Below are 18,877 nucleotides of genomic sequence, written 5' to 3' on the forward strand. Positions count from 1 at the left end.
ACAATAAATATTCCATAATAGGATATTTAAAAAAAGTTAATAAATGGCAAGATTGAACCTTGTCATTTATCAGGTGTTACATAAACGAAGTTTTTAAAAAAACAGTGTTTGCCTCTACGAAACCCTTGATACTACCACAATCAAATCGTTGCCCTTGAAACTTGTAGGCGATAACCTTACCTTGTTTGGCTAGTATCATTAATGCATCAGTAATTTGGATTTCGCCATTTTTATCGGGTTGGGTGTTAGCTAAAACTGTGAATATTTCTGGCGTCAATATGTAGCGACCAATGATGGCTAAATTGGTGGGTGCATCCGCTGAGTCTGGCTTTTCTAGCATATTATGGACGCGATAGGCGTTGTCGGAATTGTCTAATAATTTGCCATCGATGACACCGTATTTATCAACTTCATCCATCGGCACTTCTTCAATAGCAACGATGCAACAATCTGGGTGTTGTGCGTAGAGTTTGGTCATTTGTGCAAGGACTGAATCACCTACATTGGTACATAAATCGTCGGGCAAAATCACCGCAAATGCTTCGTTACCGATGAGGGGTTGCCCACTGTGGATTGCATGACCTAAGCCTAACATTTGTTGTTGTTCGATATAGGTAAAATCACAGTGTTCGGTGACATAATTGACCTCATCTAACAATGAAGCTTTGGCGGTGCCTTGTACGCTAGATTCAATTTCTGGATGTGCTCGAAAATGATCTTTGATGGCTTGCTTGTGCTTGCTAATTACCATTGCAATTGTGGTGATGCCCGCACTCATAGCCTCTTCCACGCCGTATTGAATTAAGGGCTTAGCAAGGATGGGTAGCATCTCTTTTGGAACAGCCTTGGTAACAGGCAAAAAACGCGTGCCATAGCCTGCAACCGGGAATAGGCATTTATTGATCAACATTTGAGCGCATTGGTAAGAATAACTTTTCCATTTTCCACGCCGGGCTGGTCGTAGGTGTTGATTTGTAAAAATTGCCCAATGGTGGATACCAAAAGTTGATAACTAAACATTAATTTAGCAATATTGTATTCGTCAACGGTAGAAATAGTGATGACATCACAGGGGATGTCTTTTTGCGCTTCGACAGATTGAATAGTGGCATCGGCTTGCTTGTTTAAGAGGTCGTTAAAACTCAACCCTTCGGCATATTCTAAACCTAAATTTGCACTGGATTTTGGAATAATAGTATCGTCCTTTAAATCAGCAATTTTGATGAAAGTCACGGTTTTATCACGCACACCGTCAATAATTAATTGCAAAAAACTATGTTGGTCCACTGGACCAATTAGGGCAATTGGGGTTAATGCTTGACGGGTTTTATTAATGTTGAGCTTGCCCAAACTTTCTGCCCAAAGTTGCACATACCATTTGTTAAAACTCTCCAATGAAGAAGAATAAGAAAAAATCGCGTTAATGTTAAATCGCGCTTTATTTTCTACCAAAAATCGCGCCTTGCTGATAATCGGCTGGTAGTATTCTTTTTGCTTAAAAAAACTATCAGAAACGCGCCTACAACCATTCAATAAATTATCAATGTCAGCGCCCACCATCGCAAGGGGTACTAAACCGACCACGCTGAATACGGAAAAACGACCGCCAATATTCTCAGCCAATTCAAAAACCTTGATATCGTTGTTGTTTGCGTATTTTGTTAACTTTGTTTTTGCCTCAGAAATGATGGTGCAATTTTTACCGTTTACTTCCACCAAAGTACTTAAATATTTAAACAAGCTGATGGTTTCGATGGTACTACCTGACTTTGAAATGACAACGAAGTGCGCATCATTAATGTCTAATTTCTTTAGGCAATATTTGATTTCGAGTGGGTCAACCGTTTCTAAAAAAATCAAATCTTTTTGATATTTATTTGACGGCAATAAAAATTCATAAATGGCCCTTGCACCCAAACTTGAACCGCCAATACCCAGTACGACGATGTGCCGTTGCCTGACTGTGGCAACATAATTTTTGATGTCGTTAGTATCTTGATAGGGTAAATCATAATAGCCAATTTCCGCGCGCTCATCTTTAATGCGTTGAAAAATATCGTCATTAGAATGAATTTGGTAGAAGTTTTTATTGTATTCCATGCGAGTTATTATAACCATAACCGCTACTATCACGCTATAATTTACCACCTATGAGCGACAATACAACAAACAACAAGCCCGTGATTAATTTTATTCGTCATCAGATTAACGATGACTTGGATAAAAACTTGCACGATTCAATTCAAACCCGTTTTCCACCTGAGCCAAATGGCTATTTACATATCGGTCATGCCAAATCTATTTGCCTGAATTTCGGCTTAGCGAAAGATTATAACGGTAAATGTAATTTGCGTTTTGATGACACCAATCCTTCTAAAGAAGAGGTAGAATTCATTGATTCTATTAAAAATGATGTGCAATGGCTGGGTTTTGATTGGGATGGCGAGGTTAGATATACTTCCAATTATTTTCCAAAATTTTACCAATACGCCAAAGAATTAATCGATAAGGGATTGGCATTCGTGTGCTTTTTGAATGCGGAAGAAACGCGTGAATATCGTGGCACTTTAAAACAAGCAGGTAAAAATAGCCCATATCGTGATACCTCAAAAGCAGAAAATTTAGACCTACTTGCGAAGATGAAAGATGGAAAATTTTCTGAAGGCGAATGCGTTTTGCGTGCCAAAATTGATATGGCTTCCCCGTTTATATGTCTGCGTGACCCGACACTTTACCGTATCCGTTTTGACAAACATCATCAGACCGGCAACGAATGGCGTATTTATCCAATGTATGATTTTGCCCATTGTATTAGTGATGCAATTGAAGGTATTACTCATTCACTGTGCACTTTGGAATTCCAAGACAATCGTCGCTTGTATGACTGGATATTGGAGAACTTGGACGATTTTAACAAGCCCAATCGCCCCCATCAATATGAATTTTCACGCCTAAATCTTGAATACACAGTAATGAGCAAACGCAAATTGCAGCAATTGGTAGAATACAATTTGGTTACTGGCTGGGATGACCCACGGATGCCAACCCTATCGGGCTTGCGTCGTCGTGGTTATACGGCGGCAGGTATTCGTGATTTTATCGATAGAATTGGCATATCGAAAGTAGACAGTATGACAGATATGTCCATTTTAGAAGCCAGCATTCGTGATGATTTGAATACCGTTGCACCTCGCACGATGGGCGTTATTGACCCGATTAAAGTTATTATTGAAAACTATCCAGAGGATAAAATTGAGTCATTGCAAGCGCCAATTCACCCGCAAAACGAAGCCATGGGCAAGCGAGAAATTTTCTTCTCAAGAATGCTTTATATTGACAGGTCTGACTTTGAAGAAGTTGCACCGAACAAAAAATTCAAACGCTTAGCACTCAATAAAGAAGTGCGCCTGCGTAATGCTTATGTGATTAATGCCACAACTTTTGACACTGATTTTGACGGCAATATTACTACGGTTTATGCGACTTATGATGCAGAGACTTTAGGCAAAAACCCTGCTGATGGGCGTAAAGTCAAAGGTGTGATTCATTTTGTTGAAGCCAGCAAAGCCCTTAAAGCAGAATTCCGATTATATGATAGATTATTTACCCTTGAAAACCCAGGTAAAAACGACCATTTTGAACAATTACTCAATTCAGAATCTTTGATAACGACTCATGGCGTGGTTGAGCCAGGGATGAAAAATGCAGAACCCGAACAGGCTTATCAATTTGAACGAGAAGGATATTTCTGCCGTGATGATAAAGATGAAAGTAAATATTTAATATTTAATAAAACAGTTGGACTAAGGGATACTTGGAGTTCGTCAAAAATCAGTTAATTCGCAATTAAAGATCCAAACCTCGCTCCAATGAATATTTTTTGATGTCGTGCGTCCCAATCTTTAAAATGAATGACTTTCTTTTCGTCGGGAAAACTGACGCTCATTTTTTCAAAATCAAGTGTGTAAAGTTTTAAATTAGGCTCTGCCAAAACTGCTCTTGGGTCATTGTGTTGCGTTGGCATATATTGGCTAACCACCCTCAATCGATTTGAATTTATTGGTTTTAATAAAGACTTCCCATTGATATTTTTATCAGGCTTCATACCAATAATATCCAAAATACTCGGCACAATATCTGCCTGCGATACAGGCGCATCTTGGTTGCGTAACAATTGTGCAATTTTGGATTTTGGTGCAGAGATTAAGAGTGGATTATGAATAGTATTCAAGTGTGGGTCTTGGTTGAATTTCCCTGCTTTACCACCCAAACCTTGCCCGTGGTCAGTAGAATAAAATACCCAACTATTTGGATATTCTTGTCGCATTTTTTGAATGATTTTAAACAGATATTCATCAGTTTTAACCACGGTATTGTCATAGGCATTGATAGAATTTGGCGTATTTTCAGGTAAGAATATTTTATGTTTTTTGGTGGAATGTTCTGCGTAAGGATAGTGCGACCCATCCATTTGTAAGACTAAGAAAAACGGCGTTTTTTGTTTACCAACTTTGGCAATATACGGCAGTGCAATCTCATTCAACACACGCATATCATCGGCACCTTTGTGTACCGATGCGTTCTTATTCATATCCACACCATGCCAAAAATAATCCACACTTTCATCAACAAACATTTCTTTAATATGACCCCAATCTGTATCCTGTGCGCTGATAAACGCTGTGGTGTAACCTCGCGCTTTGGCATAATTAAACACGGTTGGGGTTTGATAAATCCTGCCTTTTGGATCAATACCTTCAATGCCCACCAACATATATGGAACGCTGAGGCGGGTATGAGTGCCAATACTAAGTGCGTTATTGTATTTAATCAATTGCCTGTCTTTTTCAAGTTGTGCTAATTGTGGCGTGGTATTGCGCTTATAACCGTAAATACTCATGTGCGAAAGCGTCAACGACTCGCCCACAATATAAATTATATTCGGCAAACCCTCGGTTGATAATTGGCTAGGAATAACACTCGGTTTGTCATATTTGAATTCTAATACCTGCATGCGTGACATTTGCAACAAGGTAGAATAATATGACAGCGTTGAATTTTGAAAATTATTCACCCCATACCAACTAAAAGTTGTGAGTAAATATAGCAGTGTAAATCCAATCACATTTAACCCATAACGCCATCTGACTATTTTGGTTTTTACACCTGATAATAAGCTTAATAATCCATAGACAAACAGCAAAATAATAGTGGATTTTAGCCAATTAAATTGGTCCATCCACACACTCAACACCAATGACGGATCTTGTGAAAATTCACGAAAACCTGAGCTACTCGCAAAACTACGATACACCTCATAATGCGACATTTGTACCCACATTGGTACGGCAATAAAGGCAAAAACAAGATATTTACCTGTCTTAAAGTATCTAATAATCGGACTAAGAATAAACAAAAGTAACATCATTGCTAACGCTGTTAAACCATAATTAACAACCACACGCTTAGAATTCCAATGCTCAAATATCCAAGAAAAATCACGCACTACAAATAAATCAAGCAAAGTAATGCCCAGCCAAATCAGTAGAATTTTTAAGCCTGCTCTATCAAATCTAACCATAGGGAAACCGTATCCATTTCATTATATTTTGTTAAATCAATTTGCAATGGCGTAACTGAAACAAAACCATTGGCAACTGCATAAAAGTCCGTTCCCACACCATTATCTGCTTCCTTACCATTTTCACCAATCCAAAATTTTGAGGCATCGTCTTTATCGGGCAGGCTTTGCTCAGATTGGTGTCGTTTGCCCAAACGCGTGGTTTGCAAACCTTGAATCTCATCAATCGGCACATCGGGTACATTGACATTCAGAACAGTATCGTGTGATAAGGGGGCGTGAGAAATTTGTGCAACCAATCTTTGTGCGATGATACCCGCTGTTTCAAAATGTTCGCCCTCCCAGCTCGCCAATGAAATTGCTAACGATGGCAACCCTAAAAAACGCCCTTCAATTGCCCCAGCAACTGTGCCAGAATAAATCACATCATCCCCTAAATTCGCTCCAAAATTAATCCCTGTAACCACCAAATCAAATTCATCCTCCAACAGTCCGCTGAGCGCTAAATGCACACAATCACTCGGCGTGGCATCAACGCTATAGGTATTTTTTTTGATTTTAATCGGTTGCAAGGCTCTATTTAGTGTTAAAGAGCTACTGGATGCAGATTTATTTTCATTTGGCGCCACCACAACCACTTGATGATCTTTGGATAAATATTGCACCAAAGTTTTGATGCCCTGCGCATCAAAACCATCATCATTACTGATTAATATTTTCATTTAATGGTAAGTGTGATTTTGTCTTTTTTAATCTCAACTTTGACAGTGCCTCCTGTGACTAACTTACCAAATAACAACTCATCCGCTAAGGGTTTTCGGATTTCTTTTTCTATCAATCGTGACATTGGGCGAGCACCCATTTTGGCGTCATAACCGTTTTTGGCAAACCATTTTCTTGAGGTTTCTGAGACGATTAGGGAGACATTTTTGTCTTCTAAAGCCGATTCTAATTCAAACAAGAATTTATTAACAACAAAAACAATGGTTTTTTCGTTTAATGAATTGAAATAAATGACTTCAGACAAACGATTTCTAAATTCTGGGGTAAAGGCTTTTTTCAATTCACCTTCATAGTCCAACGAATGGTCTTGCTCGTTAAAGCCAATTGATGCACGCCCAACACTTTGCGCACCAATGTTAGAGGTCATTACCAAAATCACATTGCTAAAATCAACTTCTCGTCCATTCGCATCAGTGAGTTTACCGTTATCCATCACCTGTAATAATAAATTGAAAATATCAGGATGCGCTTTTTCAACTTCGTCCAACAACAATACTGCATATGGATTAGCATTCACCGCTTCGGTCAACAAGCCCCCTTCATCGTAACCCACATAACCTGGTGGTGAGCCCACCAATTTTGATATTGAATGGCGTTCCATATATTCACTCATATCAAAACGCAATAATTTAACCCCCATAATGCGAGCAAGTTGTTTGCAAATCTCGGTTTTACCAACACCTGTTGGACCAGCAAATAGAAAAGAGCCCATTGGCTTGTCTTCGTGCGCCAAACCCGAACGAGATAATTTAATAGCCGTCGATAGACTTTCAACTGCCTTCTCCTGTCCGAACACACCGAGTTTTAAATCTGCTTCCAAGCTCTTCAATAAAGACTTGTCATCCTTTGTCACTTGTCGCGACGGAATACGCGCTAATTTTGCGACAATGTCTTCAATATCGCCCACACCAATATTCACTTTTCGTTTAGATTTAGGTTGAATTTGTTGCAGGGCACCAACTTCATCGATCACATCAATTGCTTTATCTGGCAGGCGACGGTCATTCATATAACGGTGTGACAACTCCACTGCCGACACCAACGATGCCTTAGAATATTTAACCTTATGATGCGTTTGATAAGCTTCTTTCAAGCCATTTAAAATCTTAATCGTGTCATCTACCGATGGCTCATCAATGTCAATTTTTTGAAAACGACGCGATAGCGCATGGTCTTTTTCAAATACCTTGCGATATTCTTCGTAAGTCGTCGAACCCATACATTTCAATGTGCCATCCGCCAATGCGGGTTTTAACAAATTAGACGCATCCAATGAGCCACCAGACACACTACCTGCACCGACAATAGTATGGATTTCGTCAATAAACAAAATAGCATCAGGGATTTTTTCTAAATCACTGAGTACCGATTTCAAACGCTTCTCAAAATCTCCCCGATACTTTGTTCCTGCAACCAACACACCTACATCTAATGAGTAAATACTAGCATTTTTTAAAACCTCTGGCACCTTTCCATCGACAATTTTTTTGGCGATTCCTTGTGCAATTGCCGTTTTACCTACGCCCGCCTGTCCAACAAACAAAGGATTGTTTTTACGGCGTCTGGATAAAATCTGCACTGTGCGTAACACCTCTTCTTCTCTACCAAGTAGCGGGTCAATCTTGCCAGACTTCGATTTTTCGCACAAATTAGTGGTGTAAGTTTCTAACGCATTTTTGTTCTTTTTCTTTGGCTTGGCATCGGTTTTATAATCCCTATCATCATCAGTATATGCGGCTGTTTGCGTTGACATAGCCTCCATCACTTCAAGGCGAGAAACGCCATTTTGCTTAAGTAAATAAACCGCATAAGATTCTTTTTCAGAAAAAATACTGACCAAAATATTCATTGCATAAACTGTATTTTTCTGTGCTGATTGTGCTTGATAAACACTGCGTTGCAACACGCGTTGAAAGCCTACAGTAGGCACAATATCGATTTCTGATTGCTGAGGAATAAGCGGCGTATTTGAATCAATATAGTCTTCCAAATCAGCACGAAATTCTTCCAAATTCACTTGCTTATTGCGTAAAAAACTCACCACTTCGTCAATATTAAACAAAGCAATTAATAAATGTTCAACCGTTACAAACTCCAAACGGTTGTTACGCGCTTTGGTCATAATGTAATTAATTTCTTGTTGTAAGCCAGCTTCAATCATAATGCGTATTATACTTCCCTAACGACACACATCAACGGTTGTTCGTTGCTACGGGAAAAATCAATTACTTGCGTTACTTTTGTTTGTGCCACATCGTGCGAATAAATACCGCAGACACCTTCGCCATCAATATGAACTTTAAGCATAATTGCGTGTGCGGCTTCTTCAGTTTTGGCAAAAAACTGCATCAACACCTCAATAACAAAATCCATTTCGGTATAGTCGTCATTCAACAGCAGCACTTGAAATTGACTGGGCTTTTTGAGTTTCGGCTTTGCCGTTTTGGTCAATGTATCGTCCATCTATAGAATCTTTACAAAAGAGTGCTATTTTAACAATGTAATTTTCATTAAAATAGAGTCTTTATTATTTTATAGTAGCCGTAATGGAAAATATTCACAAAGACAAAATTCTTATCCTTGATTTTGGTTCGCAATACACACAACTTATTGCTCGTCGCGTGCGTGAAATCGGTGTTTATTGTGAGTTGTTACCTTACGATGTTGATGAGAATTTCATTAAGCGATTTAACCCAAAAGGTATCATCCTTTCAGGCGGTCCTGATACCGTAACTTTGGACGATTCTGCGAGAGCACCACAAATCGTTTTTGACCTTGGTGTGCCAATTTTAGGTATTTGTTATGGCATGCAAACGATGGCAACGCAGCTCGGCGGTTTGGCTGTTTCAGCTGATAAACACGAATACGGCTTTGCCAAAGTTCGTGCCCGCAATCACTCATCGTTACTAAATAATATTATGGACGAAGTTAATGACGAAGGTCATGGCTTGTTGGATGTATGGATGAGTCACGGCATTGAGGTTAAAGAATTACCAAAAGGCTTTAAACTCATCGCTTCTACTGATAATTGTGCGATTGCAGGGTTTGCTAATGTAGAAAAACACTATTATGGTTTGCAATTCCACCCAGAAGTTACGCATACAAAACAAGGTGTACACATCTTAGAGCGATTTGTTTCTGGTATTTGCGACTGTGAGAAAAACTGGACCACCGATAATATTATTACCGATTTAATCCAAGCATTAAAAAATCAAATCGGTGATGGCAATGTCCTACTAGGACTGTCAGGTGGTGTCGATTCTTCCGTTGTTGCCGTGCTATTACACCAAGCCATTGGCAATCAATTGACTTGTGTTTTTGTGGATAACGGACTATTGCGACTCAACGAAGGTGATGAAGTCATGAAAACTTTCGCTGAAAATATGGGTGTTAAAGTTATCCGTGCTGATGCACAAGAAAAATTCTACAATGCCTTGTCTAATGAAAATGAACCGGAGGCAAAACGCAAAATTATTGGCCGCACCTTCGTTGAGGTATTTGAAGAAGAAGCAAAACACCTTGATAATATTAAATTTTTGGCCCAAGGCACTATTTACCCCGATGTGATTGAATCAGCAGGCGCTGCTTCGGGCAAGGCAAAGGTTATTAAATCCCACCACAATGTTGGTGGATTGCCCGATGATTTAGCCTTTGAATTGGTCGAACCACTTAAAGAATTATTCAAAGACGAAGTCCGCACTATCGGTGTCAAACTCGGCATCCCTGCCCATATGCTTTACCGTCATCCATTTCCAGGACCGGGTTTAGGCGTTCGTATTTTAGGGCAAGTCAAACAAGAGTATGCCAATATTTTGCGCGAAGCCGATGCTATCTTTATGGATGAACTTTATAAAAACGATTTATACGATAAAGTTAATCAAGCCTTTGCTGTATTTCTACCTATTAAATCCGTCGGCGTTACTGGCGATGAACGCCGCTACGACTATGTCATTGCTCTGCGCGCTGTTGAGACCATCGACTTTATGACCGCCCGTTGGGCGCACTTGCCATACGATTTTTTAGACACCGTTTCTAACCGAATTATGAATGAAATATCGCGTGTTTCTCGCGTGGTTTATGACATTTCAGGCAAGCCACCAGCAACGATTGAGTGGGAATAATAATGTGTGATAATCTCATTGACTCTCAATGGATGGCATTAGCAATAGAACAAGCATTACTCGCTGAAAAAATAAATGAAGTCCCCGTTGGTGCTGTCCTAATACAAGATGAACAACTCATTGCTAGCGCTCACAATCAACCTATCAGCAACAACGATCCAACCGCCCATGCGGAAATTCAATTATTACGCAAAGCAGGCGAAAAACTGAACAACTACCGCCTACCCAATACAACCTTATATGTGACTTTAGAACCTTGTACAATGTGCTTAGGTGCAATGGTTCATGCCCGTATAAATCGCATTGTATTCGGTGCTTTTGATGAAAAAACAGGTGTTTGTGGTTCCTGCCAAAATCTTGCAAACAGTGATTGCTTCAATCACAACATACAAGTAACAGGCGGCATACTTGCCACCGAGTGTAAAACCTTACTACAAAACTTTTTTAAGCGTCGTCGCTAAAGAGACTGTTAAACGGTGTACATACCACCATTGACATGAAGCGTTTGAGCGGTAATATAAGAACCTGCATCCCCTGCCAAGAACAATACCGAATTAGCAACTTCCTCAACCAAGCCCAATCGACCCATCGGAATTTGTTTCGCTAAAGCGTCTTTTTGCTCTTCTGGCAACGCATCCGTCATATCGGTTTTAATAAACCCTGGTGCCACTGCATTGACAGTGATACCACGAGCACCAACTTCCCTAGCGAGGGATTTGGTAAAACCCATAATACCCGCTTTTGCGGCAGCATAGTTGGTTTGCCCTGCGTTACCCATTGCACCAACGACAGAAGCAATTGAAATAATACGACCTGCTTTTTTCTTCATCATGCCGCGCAAAACAGCTTTTGACATTTTGTAAACAGAGGCTAAATTAGTGTTCATAATATCATCCCATTCCTCTTCTTTCATACGCATCAGCAAATTATCACGCGTGATTCCAGCGTTATTAATCAAAATATCTACCGCGCCATAAGTATCAACAATAGCATTCATCACTTCGGCAATTTGGTCGTTGTTAGTGACATTCAATGCCATGCCCACACCAATTACACCATTCTCTTTAAGTGTTGCGCTGATTGCATCTGCACCTTTATCACTGGTCGCTGTGCCGATGACAGTTGCACCTGCGCCACCCAAAGTAAGGGCGATGGCTTGTCCAATACCACGGCTTGCGCCAGTGACTAAAACGATTTTTCCCGCTAAATTGTTCATTGTTCTATCTCCTGTGAAATTGCCGCAATATTTTCTGTGGTCAAAATGGCGCTTGCCGTTAATGATTTTTCAATTCTACGCGTCAATCCCGTCAATATTTTACCTGGTCCTGCTTCAATTAATCTTGAAACGCCCATATCGTGCATCGCTTGAACCGTACCCGTCCACAAAACTGGTCGGTGTAATTGCGCTACTAATTTTGCACGAATATCATCGGCATCGGTTGCTTTTTTTGCATCTACATTATGCAACACATCAACACCACCCAATCTAAATTGAACACCCTGCAGCGCATTTGCCAACATCGTCGCCGCATCATTCATCAGTGAACAATGCGAAGGCACACTCACTGGCAATATCACCGCGCGTTTTGCACCTGCCGCTTTCATCAAATCGCAAGTTACATCAACAGATTCTTTATTACCCGCAATCACCACTTGCCCCTTAGAATTAAAATTCACCGCTTCAACAATACCCTCACCTGAATATTGTGTGCAAACCTTAACCACAGTCTCATCATCCAGACCTAAAATCGCCGCCATTGCACCAACGCCAGCAGGCACGGCCGATTGCATTAACTCTGCGCGATGCTGCACCAATTTAATGCCATCAGCAAATCCCAATGCACCCGAAGCCACCAATGCTGTGTATTCACCCAAACTATGTCCTGCCATACAAACAGGTGATAAATCTATTTCATTTTCCAACACTTCATAAGTTGCATAACCCGCTGCCAACATTGCTGGCTGCGTTTTTTGTGTTTGATTGAGCCCCTCTTGATCCTCTTGCGTGAGTTTCCATAAATCATAACCCAATACATCACTTGCATGCTCAAAAGTCACTTTAACTGATGCAAAATTATCCGCCAAATCAGACAACATACCAAGAGATTGAGAGCCTTGCCCTGGGAATACGATAGAATATTTCATGATAAATCCTTTATTATTTTAAATAATAAAAAAGCACCCGAAAGTGCTTTTTTTAAATGCTTATTTGATAAACAAATTATGCAGATTCAATAGAAATATATTGACGCATAAATTTACCTTTTTTAGCAAAAACAACCTTACCATCTGCAGTGGCAAACAAAGTGTCGTCTTTACCTTTACGGACATTGGTGCCTGGATGGAATTTAGTGCCTCTTTGACGCACTAAAATATTACCCGCCAAAGCAACTTGACCACCAAATTTCTTAACACCCAATCTTTTTGATACCGAATCTCTGCCGTTATTAGTACTACCGCCTGCTTTCTTATGTGCCATGGTCTATTTCTCCTTATGCTTTAATTTTTGTGATTTCAATTTCAGTGAACAATTGTCTGTGACCTTGTTGCTTCATTGAGTGCTTACGACGACGGAATTTAAGGATATGTACTTTTTTACCTTTGCCTTGTGCGATGATTTTCGCTTCAACAGAAGCTTTTGCAACGGTTGGTGCACCGATTTGAACTTTGTCGCCATCAGCAACCATTAAAATATCGTCAAAAGTAATGCTCTTACCTATTTCAACTTCTAATTTCTCAACTTTTAGTGTCATACCTTGCTCAACTCTAAACTGTTGACCACCTGTTTTGATAACTGCGTACATAATAAAACCTATCTGTGTGTCGTAAAAAGGAGAAATTATACGCTAAGCGATGTGTTTACGAAAGGTATAATTTACATTTTTGTTTAGACAAGCACACAATGATTATTTTAAAAACTAATATGGGCGACATTCACATCGAATTAGATGCCAAAAATGCACCGATAACCAGCAAAAATTTTATCGATTATGTCAAATCTGGCTTTTATGATGGCACAATTTTTCATCGTGTGATTAAAAATTTTATGATTCAAGGCGGCGGTTTTACAGAAGATATGAAAGAAAAGCCAAGCAAAAAAGAAATTAAAAACGAAGCCAAGAATGGGTTAAAAAATTCTAAATACACTATAGCAATGGCAAGAACAGCGGCACCTCATTCAGCCAGTTCACAATTCTTCATTAACACTAGCAACAACAGTTTCCTAGACTATCCAGGTCAAGACGGCTGGGGCTATTGTGTATTTGGCGAAGTGGTTAAAGGTGAAGAAATTGTGGATAAAATCAATGATGTTAATACGGGCAATCTCGGTATGCATGCTGATGTACCGAATGACGCCGTTATCATTACTAAAGCCACCGTAAAAACGCCAACTAAAAAGAAACCTGTTGCTAAGAAAGTTGCTACGAAAAAGAAACCTGTTGCTAAGAAAGCTGTTGTGAAAAATCCTGCCACCAAGAAAACAACCGCTAAAAAAGCAACCACCAAAAAGACCGCAACTAAAAAAACAACCAAAAAATAATCAATGCAAACTTTACTGATTGCAGATTTACACTTAATCTCTGGTGAAACAGAAAAAACCAATCTGTTTATCAGGTTTTGCCAAGAACAGGCATCGCAAGCAGATCAACTCTTTATTTTAGGAGATTTGTTTAACACTTGGCTGGGTGACGATTTGTCAATTAATAACTATCCGAGTATTATTTCCGCATTAAAAGCGTTGAGCAGCACGACCAAAGTTTTTATTACTGGGGGCAATCGTGATTTTTTATTGGGTGATGATTTTGTCACACAAACGGAATGCGTGTTATTAAAAACCCCTTACTTATTAACGACCGAAAACAAAAATTATGTCTTAATTCACGGCGATGAATTGTGTACTGATGATAAAAACTACCAAAAGTTAAAAAGCATTCTACGACACCCAATCACCCAATTTATTTTCTTGCGTTTACCGACAAAGACCCGCCTAAAACTCAGCGGTCAATTACGCAAAAAAAGCGTGGAAGCGCAGCAGTATAAAACCCGAAAGATTATGGATGTTAATCAAGCATTTACTGATAAATTTATGCAAAAATATCCAAATGCAGATTTAATTCACGGACACACGCATCGTCAAAACACGCATATTGGCGTCAGTTATACGCGTTTTGTTCTAGGAGATTGGTGCACCGACCAAGGTAACGCCATTAAGGTTGACGAGCAGTTAAGTTACCTTGAAATTCGCTGATTTATCAACCAAATTAACACGCGTCACCTGAAGTTGCATTTCTTCATCTAATTTTGGCAGATTTTTAAATTTAATCTGCGTCATCATCCCTAATTCAGGAATCATAAATAACGCCTTATCGCCACGAGTATCAACAACGATGCCCGTACCCAACCACTTTGGATTTTGCATTAAAAAGACGCATTTAAAATGGTCTTTGCTAAAACGGTCAACCCTGCCGACATCTGCCAACGCCATATTAACTGAGCCGATAATTTCTTTCACGCGTTTCACTTCCAACATTGGTTTATCATTGATGAAATTAATAATTTGCTGGTGTGCCAATAAATCATAATAGCGACGCATCGGACTGGTTACGCGCAAATAATAAGGCAGTCCTAAACCATAATGTAATAACGGTTTAACTGAAATTGCAGAGCGCTTAAAATTCTTAATCGCTAAAAAAGATTCGCTCAGAGTTAATGCGTCTTTTTTTGCCAAAAATTCTTCGTCAAAATCTCCTTTATCCTGCAAAGCATAAGGCACAGGAATTAGATTATCATTCGTAAATTGTGCCATTGTACGCCCTGCCATCACCATCATTTCTGCCACTAAATCTCGACTGGCACTGGTCGCTTGAGGTGCAATAATGACTTTTCCATCAACCAAGCGCACATCAACATTTGGCAAATGCAGGTTAATAGACCCTTGGGCATCTCGATATTTTTTATGCGCCTCGCCAATCGCTTTGATGCGTGCCAAATCCTCATTAGAATTCGCCATCAACATCTCATCTACCGCTTCATAAGTGGTGTTAGTCACACAAACCACACTTTGCATAACTTTAATATTATTAATGTTCTCACCGTCAAATTCAAAACTAAATGACAAAGCGTCTGATTTTTCCGTTGCCCCTAAGGCTGATGCCTCCGTCACTGAAACTGGCAACATATGAATAATTTCATTCGGCAAATAAAAATTAGAGCCTCGCTCCTGTGCATAAACATCCAAATCCGACCCAGATGGTACAATATTTGCCACATCTGCCACATGTACCCACAGCGTATTGCCATCAATACTAATGGCATCATCGGCATCATTTGAGCCGTCATTATCAATGGCGTAACAAGTCAAATGCGTTAAATCAACGCGCTCTATTTCTGGCACTTTCACTGCAATTTCTTCGTCTTTAGGAATGGCAAAACGGGCAGGATATGGATTAAAATCTACTGCAAAATATTTAATTTTAAGTAACAATTGATACGCTGCATCGGGTGTATTTTCCACACCGACTTGCGCTAAAATTTTTGCCGTTTTCGACTGATTAAGCGCTACTCTAGCAATCTCTTTAAGGTAGGGCTCATCTGCCTCATTAAAGGTGTTATTAGACAAATTCTCAACACAATGTGTCAAACTTTGTGCCGCCAATTTCTCAGCATCGCGCTTTGCTTGTATATTCTCAATCTGCGAAGTCGGCCGCACAAAAATACGGTCTTTTTGCCAATAAAAATACAGCCCATCTTCCACCATTAGGCACACACACCAAGCGTTTTGCGCCGTATATTCGTCAAACAGCCATTCGGTAATTTCTTGCAGGGTTAAGGTTTCTTCTTGAAATTCTGCCAACATTTCAAAGTCGGCTTTTGAGTAGTCTTCATTGACTGTGGTAAATTCCGGATGAATAAATCGAAAATCTTTCTCGCGTACTTTTAGCGTTGCACCATCGGCAAATTCTAAGGCGAACTTGCTTTCAACAATATCGGTAATGCGTGCAGGTTTGCCCTTGTAGGCAACCAGAGAATTCTTCATTAAAGCGTTTTAGTCGAGCGTTTCGCTATACGCTGCAGCATCCATCAAGCCGTCAATCGCATCTGACCTAAATTTCACCAGCCAACCATCATCATAACAACTGGTATTTACCAATTCAGGCTCGCCATCAAGGACTTCGTTCGCCTCAAGGACTTCCAAATCAACTGGCGCATACACACCGCTCGCCGCCTTCACCGACTCCACCACACAAAATTCATCTTCCGCGCTCGCCTCGTCGCCTGCGCCTGGCAATTCAACAAAAACCATATCGCCTAATAACGCCTGAGCATGATCAGTCACACCCATTGTGTAAGTGCCATCGCCATTGTCTAAAATCCACTCATGTGTTTCTGTATATTGTCTATCGTCCCTTACTTCACTCACGCCGCTCTCCTTGTTGCTTAAACTAAAATTTTTCCATTTCTGACAAATGGTGGTTTGACTATTTTAGCCGATACCTTCTTATTACGCATCTCAATTTCACACAATCCTTCACTGCCTTTTGGTACGCTTGCCAACGCAATCGCTCTGCCCATCGTCGGTGAGAATGTGCCCGAAGTCACTTCGCCATCGCCAAGATTAGTCACAACTTTTTGGTGGTCACGAATGACACCTTTGCCTTCTAATACCAGTCCAACAATGGTTCTGTCCGCACCTTTTTGTTTTAATGCTTCCAACGCCTCACGACCTACAAACGCACGATTTTTATCAGACAAATCAACCGTCCACGACAATGCAGCCTCCAACGGTGAGACTTCCTCGTTCATCTCTGATCCATACAAACTCATTCCTGCCTCTAAACGCAGCGTATCACGAGCACCCAAACCACAAGGCTTGACACCTGCTTCCAGTAACATTTTCCAAGTAAATTCCGCCGACTTTTCTGGCAACATAATTTCAAATCCATCTTCGCCTGTATAACCTGTGCGCGCAATAAACAGCGCACCCAAATGTGCGGCATTAAACAATTTCAATTCGCCACAAACCTCCTCAACACCGGGCATTGCCTGATAGACTTTCTCTCGTGCATTCGGACCCTGTACTGCAATCATTGCCAAATCAAATTTCGGCTCAACACTGACCTTAAACCCTTCCGCCTGCTGATTAATCCAGGCGATATCCTTCTGCGTTGTGCCTGCATTAATCACCATACGATAATCCGTATCATCTTGATAATATACAATTAAATCATCAACAACGCCGCCGTTTTCATTCAGCATACAACTGTATAACGCCTTGCCTGTGATTTTAAGTTTATCAACATCGTTGGCGATCAAAGTCTGCAAAAATTGCTTCGCCTCACTGCCCTTAAAATCCACTACCGTCATATGCGAGACATCAAACATCCCTGCATCCTCACGCACTTGATTGTGTTCTTCCAATTGCGAACCATAATTCAACGGCATTTCCCAACCGCCGAAATCAACCATTTTTCCATTGGCATCTAAATGGGCTTGATATAAAGGGGTTTGCTTCATGATTTCTTCTTAATATGTTTTGATATTGTTATAACGGTTAGTAAAATAAGTACCAAAGTTAATCCCATGGTGCCAAATAATTTAAAATTAACCCAAGATTCCTCTGCCTGCTGCGCTAATAAACACAATGCTTGATTAGCACTTGTGGCGCAATCAAAACCACTTAAACCAAAACGCTCACCCGTACCAAAAAAATTATCATTTGCCTGTATGGACGGCAACACATAATAATAGGCATTAACGATTGCGATACCCACAAAACCCAACCCCCAAAGCCAAGTTATTTGCATCCAAACTTTACCAGGCAAATCAAGTTCTTTACCAAGCATACGCTGTAGTAAACTTTTTTCACCAATCCACAAACTTGCCACTAAAGCTAAGGCAAAAACAACATACAAGACGCTCACTTTCCACATGATAAAAACAGGGTTATCAATATAAATCGTTATTCCGCCAAACACCACCAAAAACACCAGTCCAATCACTTGTGCTTTTTCAAATTTCTTTTGCTTAATATAGGTAACAGAAATTTGCACAACTGTTGCCAATATCATGGCAATAATGGCAGAATGCAATCCTTCATTTTGATAAAAATGCAACGCTTTTATCTTATAAACTGCAAAAAATAACGCAATTGGGAAAAAATCTAACAGTAATTTCATAATAATCTCCTACACACACTCTTTAGAGCAATAAATTTTTCCATTCTGCATAATCGCCTCATTTTCAGGAATATGCACCTTACAAACACTACACGCCACCATTTTATCCTTAGATGGTTGCTTTTCCGTCGTGCTACGCGGACTTCTCATTTTCTTAAATAAATAAAATCCTACAAACACCAACAGTGCAATCGCAATAAATCGAATACCCATGT

The 18,877-nt window shown here is 40.0% G+C and carries 19 protein-coding genes and 1 pseudogene; 5 read left to right on the top strand and 15 right to left on the bottom strand.

The window, feature by feature from the left end:
- Positions 1-76 precede the first annotated feature (76 nt).
- Both galU and BSEPE_RS06520 read right to left on the bottom strand, forming a co-directional pair.
- The gene (gene galU, locus BSEPE_RS06515) at positions 77-910 is read right to left on the bottom strand and encodes a UTP--glucose-1-phosphate uridylyltransferase GalU (RefSeq protein WP_083502996.1); all 834 of its coding nucleotides are present in this window, start codon (positions 908-910) and stop codon (positions 77-79) included.
- A complete protein-coding gene (locus tag BSEPE_RS06520) occupies positions 904-2,100 on the bottom strand; it encodes a glucose-6-phosphate isomerase (protein ID WP_066045306.1) in 1,197 nt (398 codons plus the stop codon). The genes galU and BSEPE_RS06520 overlap by 7 nt, the downstream gene beginning before the upstream one ends.
- 50 nt (positions 2,101-2,150) lie before the next feature.
- Here BSEPE_RS06520 and BSEPE_RS06525 point away from each other — a divergent pair, with 50 nt between their 5' ends.
- Entirely contained in the window at positions 2,151-3,839 is a 1,689-nt protein-coding gene (locus BSEPE_RS06525; RefSeq protein WP_066045308.1) for a glutamine--tRNA ligase/YqeY domain fusion protein, read from the top strand.
- On the opposite strand, the gene BSEPE_RS06530 is transcribed toward BSEPE_RS06525, so the two are convergent.
- The 4 genes from BSEPE_RS06530 to clpS are packed head-to-tail and all read right to left on the bottom strand — an operon-like array spanning position 3,836 to position 8,827.
- Complete coding sequence (locus tag BSEPE_RS06530) at positions 3,836-5,581, bottom strand: phosphoethanolamine transferase (RefSeq protein WP_066045310.1); 1,746 nt, start codon at positions 5,579-5,581, stop codon at positions 3,836-3,838. The two genes, BSEPE_RS06525 and BSEPE_RS06530, sit on opposite strands and share 4 nt — an antisense overlap.
- Complete coding sequence (surE, locus tag BSEPE_RS06535) at positions 5,554-6,303, bottom strand: 5'/3'-nucleotidase SurE (RefSeq protein WP_066045312.1); 750 nt, start codon at positions 6,301-6,303, stop codon at positions 5,554-5,556. Before surE ends, BSEPE_RS06530 begins: the two co-directional genes overlap by 28 nt.
- Entirely contained in the window at positions 6,300-8,525 is a 2,226-nt protein-coding gene (clpA, locus tag BSEPE_RS06540; RefSeq protein ID WP_066045314.1) for an ATP-dependent Clp protease ATP-binding subunit ClpA, read from the bottom strand. The genes surE and clpA overlap by 4 nt, the downstream gene beginning before the upstream one ends.
- 8 nt (positions 8,526-8,533) lie before the next feature.
- On the bottom strand, positions 8,534-8,827 hold the full coding sequence (gene clpS / locus BSEPE_RS06545; RefSeq protein ID WP_066045316.1) for an ATP-dependent Clp protease adapter ClpS: 294 nt from the start codon (positions 8,825-8,827) through the stop codon (positions 8,534-8,536).
- 83 nt (positions 8,828-8,910) lie between these two features.
- On the opposite strand from clpS, the gene guaA reads away from it, so the two are divergent.
- Positions 8,911-10,485 carry a glutamine-hydrolyzing GMP synthase gene (gene guaA, locus BSEPE_RS06550; protein WP_066045318.1) on the top strand — a complete coding sequence of 525 codons (1,575 nt, stop codon included), beginning with the start codon at positions 8,911-8,913 and terminating at the stop codon, positions 10,483-10,485.
- Between the two features lie 2 nt (positions 10,486-10,487).
- Positions 10,488-10,946, top strand: a complete 459-nt coding sequence (tadA, locus tag BSEPE_RS06555) for a tRNA adenosine(34) deaminase TadA (RefSeq protein WP_066045320.1) — start codon at positions 10,488-10,490, stop codon at positions 10,944-10,946.
- An 8-nt stretch (positions 10,947-10,954) separates the two neighbouring features.
- Here tadA and fabG read toward each other — a convergent pair whose 3' ends face one another.
- The 4 genes from fabG to rplU form a co-directional block, all read right to left on the bottom strand.
- On the bottom strand, positions 10,955-11,701 hold the full coding sequence (gene fabG / locus BSEPE_RS06560; protein ID WP_066045322.1) for a 3-oxoacyl-ACP reductase FabG: 747 nt from the start codon (positions 11,699-11,701) through the stop codon (positions 10,955-10,957).
- The gene (gene fabD, locus BSEPE_RS06565; RefSeq protein ID WP_066045324.1) at positions 11,698-12,630 is read right to left on the bottom strand and encodes an ACP S-malonyltransferase; all 933 of its coding nucleotides are present in this window, start codon (positions 12,628-12,630) and stop codon (positions 11,698-11,700) included. Before fabD ends, fabG begins: the two co-directional genes overlap by 4 nt.
- Before the next feature lie 76 nt (positions 12,631-12,706).
- The gene (gene rpmA / locus BSEPE_RS06570; protein WP_066045325.1) at positions 12,707-12,964 is read right to left on the bottom strand and encodes a 50S ribosomal protein L27; all 258 of its coding nucleotides are present in this window, start codon (positions 12,962-12,964) and stop codon (positions 12,707-12,709) included.
- A 13-nt stretch (positions 12,965-12,977) separates the two neighbouring features.
- Positions 12,978-13,289, bottom strand: a complete 312-nt coding sequence (gene rplU, locus BSEPE_RS06575; RefSeq protein WP_066045328.1) for a 50S ribosomal protein L21 — start codon at positions 13,287-13,289, stop codon at positions 12,978-12,980.
- Positions 13,290-13,387: 98 nt separating this feature from the next.
- On the opposite strand from rplU, the pseudogene BSEPE_RS06580 reads away from it, so the two are divergent.
- Positions 13,388-13,870, top strand: a pseudogene (locus tag BSEPE_RS06580) (peptidylprolyl isomerase); the annotation flags it as partial.
- A 159-nt stretch (positions 13,871-14,029) separates the two neighbouring features.
- On the top strand, positions 14,030-14,734 hold the full coding sequence (locus tag BSEPE_RS06585; protein ID WP_066045331.1) for a UDP-2,3-diacylglucosamine diphosphatase: 705 nt from the start codon (positions 14,030-14,032) through the stop codon (positions 14,732-14,734).
- On the opposite strand, the gene BSEPE_RS06590 is transcribed toward BSEPE_RS06585, so the two are convergent.
- From BSEPE_RS06590 to BSEPE_RS06610, 5 genes are read right to left on the bottom strand one after another with little or no spacing between them, the layout of a single operon-like run.
- On the bottom strand, positions 14,711-16,522 hold the full coding sequence (locus tag BSEPE_RS06590; RefSeq protein ID WP_066045332.1) for a ribonuclease catalytic domain-containing protein: 1,812 nt from the start codon (positions 16,520-16,522) through the stop codon (positions 14,711-14,713). The two genes, BSEPE_RS06585 and BSEPE_RS06590, sit on opposite strands and share 24 nt — an antisense overlap.
- Before the next feature lie 9 nt (positions 16,523-16,531).
- Positions 16,532-16,906: a glycine cleavage system protein GcvH gene (gcvH, locus tag BSEPE_RS06595; protein WP_066045335.1), complete on the bottom strand. Its 375-nt coding sequence runs from the start codon at positions 16,904-16,906 to the stop codon at positions 16,532-16,534.
- A 17-nt stretch (positions 16,907-16,923) separates the two neighbouring features.
- Positions 16,924-18,003, bottom strand: a complete 1,080-nt coding sequence (gene gcvT / locus BSEPE_RS06600) for a glycine cleavage system aminomethyltransferase GcvT (RefSeq protein WP_066045337.1) — start codon at positions 18,001-18,003, stop codon at positions 16,924-16,926.
- A complete protein-coding gene (locus BSEPE_RS06605; protein ID WP_066045339.1) occupies positions 17,997-18,662 on the bottom strand; it encodes an inner membrane-spanning protein YciB in 666 nt (221 codons plus the stop codon). The genes gcvT and BSEPE_RS06605 overlap by 7 nt, the downstream gene beginning before the upstream one ends.
- 9 nt (positions 18,663-18,671) lie before the next feature.
- Entirely contained in the window at positions 18,672-18,875 is a 204-nt protein-coding gene (locus tag BSEPE_RS06610; protein WP_066046172.1) for a PP0621 family protein, read from the bottom strand.
- Positions 18,876-18,877 lie beyond the last annotated feature (2 nt).

The sequence above is a fragment of the endosymbiont of Bathymodiolus septemdierum str. Myojin knoll genome, from assembly GCF_001547755.1.
GTDB lineage: Bacteria > Pseudomonadota > Gammaproteobacteria > PS1 > Pseudothioglobaceae > Thiodubiliella.

Bases quoted from the DNA above. Each gene is read 5' to 3' on its own strand.
- BSEPE_RS06610 (WP_066046172.1), bottom strand. From the start codon at position 18,875: ATGGGTATTCGATTTATTGCGATTGCACTGTTGGTGTTTGTAGGATTT.
- BSEPE_RS06520 (WP_066045306.1), bottom strand. From the start codon at position 2,100: ATGGAATACAATAAAAACTTCTACCAAATTCATTCTAATGACGATATT.
- BSEPE_RS06605 (WP_066045339.1), bottom strand. From the start codon at position 18,662: ATGAAATTACTGTTAGATTTTTTCCCAATTGCGTTATTTTTTGCAGTT.
- fabD (WP_066045324.1), bottom strand. From the start codon at position 12,630: ATGAAATATTCTATCGTATTCCCAGGGCAAGGCTCTCAATCTCTTGGT.
- galU (WP_083502996.1), bottom strand. From the start codon at position 910: ATGTTGATCAATAAATGCCTATTCCCGGTTGCAGGCTATGGCACGCGT.
- BSEPE_RS06585 (WP_066045331.1), top strand. From the start codon at position 14,030: ATGCAAACTTTACTGATTGCAGATTTACACTTAATCTCTGGTGAAACA.
- fabG (WP_066045322.1), bottom strand. From the start codon at position 11,701: ATGAACAATTTAGCGGGAAAAATCGTTTTAGTCACTGGCGCAAGCCGT.
- rplU (WP_066045328.1), bottom strand. From the start codon at position 13,289: ATGTACGCAGTTATCAAAACAGGTGGTCAACAGTTTAGAGTTGAGCAA.
- rpmA (WP_066045325.1), bottom strand. From the start codon at position 12,964: ATGGCACATAAGAAAGCAGGCGGTAGTACTAATAACGGCAGAGATTCG.
- guaA (WP_066045318.1), top strand. From the start codon at position 8,911: ATGGAAAATATTCACAAAGACAAAATTCTTATCCTTGATTTTGGTTCG.
- BSEPE_RS06525 (WP_066045308.1), top strand. From the start codon at position 2,151: ATGAGCGACAATACAACAAACAACAAGCCCGTGATTAATTTTATTCGT.
- clpS (WP_066045316.1), bottom strand. From the start codon at position 8,827: ATGGACGATACATTGACCAAAACGGCAAAGCCGAAACTCAAAAAGCCC.
- BSEPE_RS06530 (WP_066045310.1), bottom strand. From the start codon at position 5,581: ATGGTTAGATTTGATAGAGCAGGCTTAAAAATTCTACTGATTTGGCTG.
- BSEPE_RS06590 (WP_066045332.1), bottom strand. From the start codon at position 16,522: ATGAAGAATTCTCTGGTTGCCTACAAGGGCAAACCTGCACGCATTACC.
- surE (WP_066045312.1), bottom strand. From the start codon at position 6,303: ATGAAAATATTAATCAGTAATGATGATGGTTTTGATGCGCAGGGCATC.
- clpA (WP_066045314.1), bottom strand. From the start codon at position 8,525: ATGATTGAAGCTGGCTTACAACAAGAAATTAATTACATTATGACCAAA.
- tadA (WP_066045320.1), top strand. From the start codon at position 10,488: ATGTGTGATAATCTCATTGACTCTCAATGGATGGCATTAGCAATAGAA.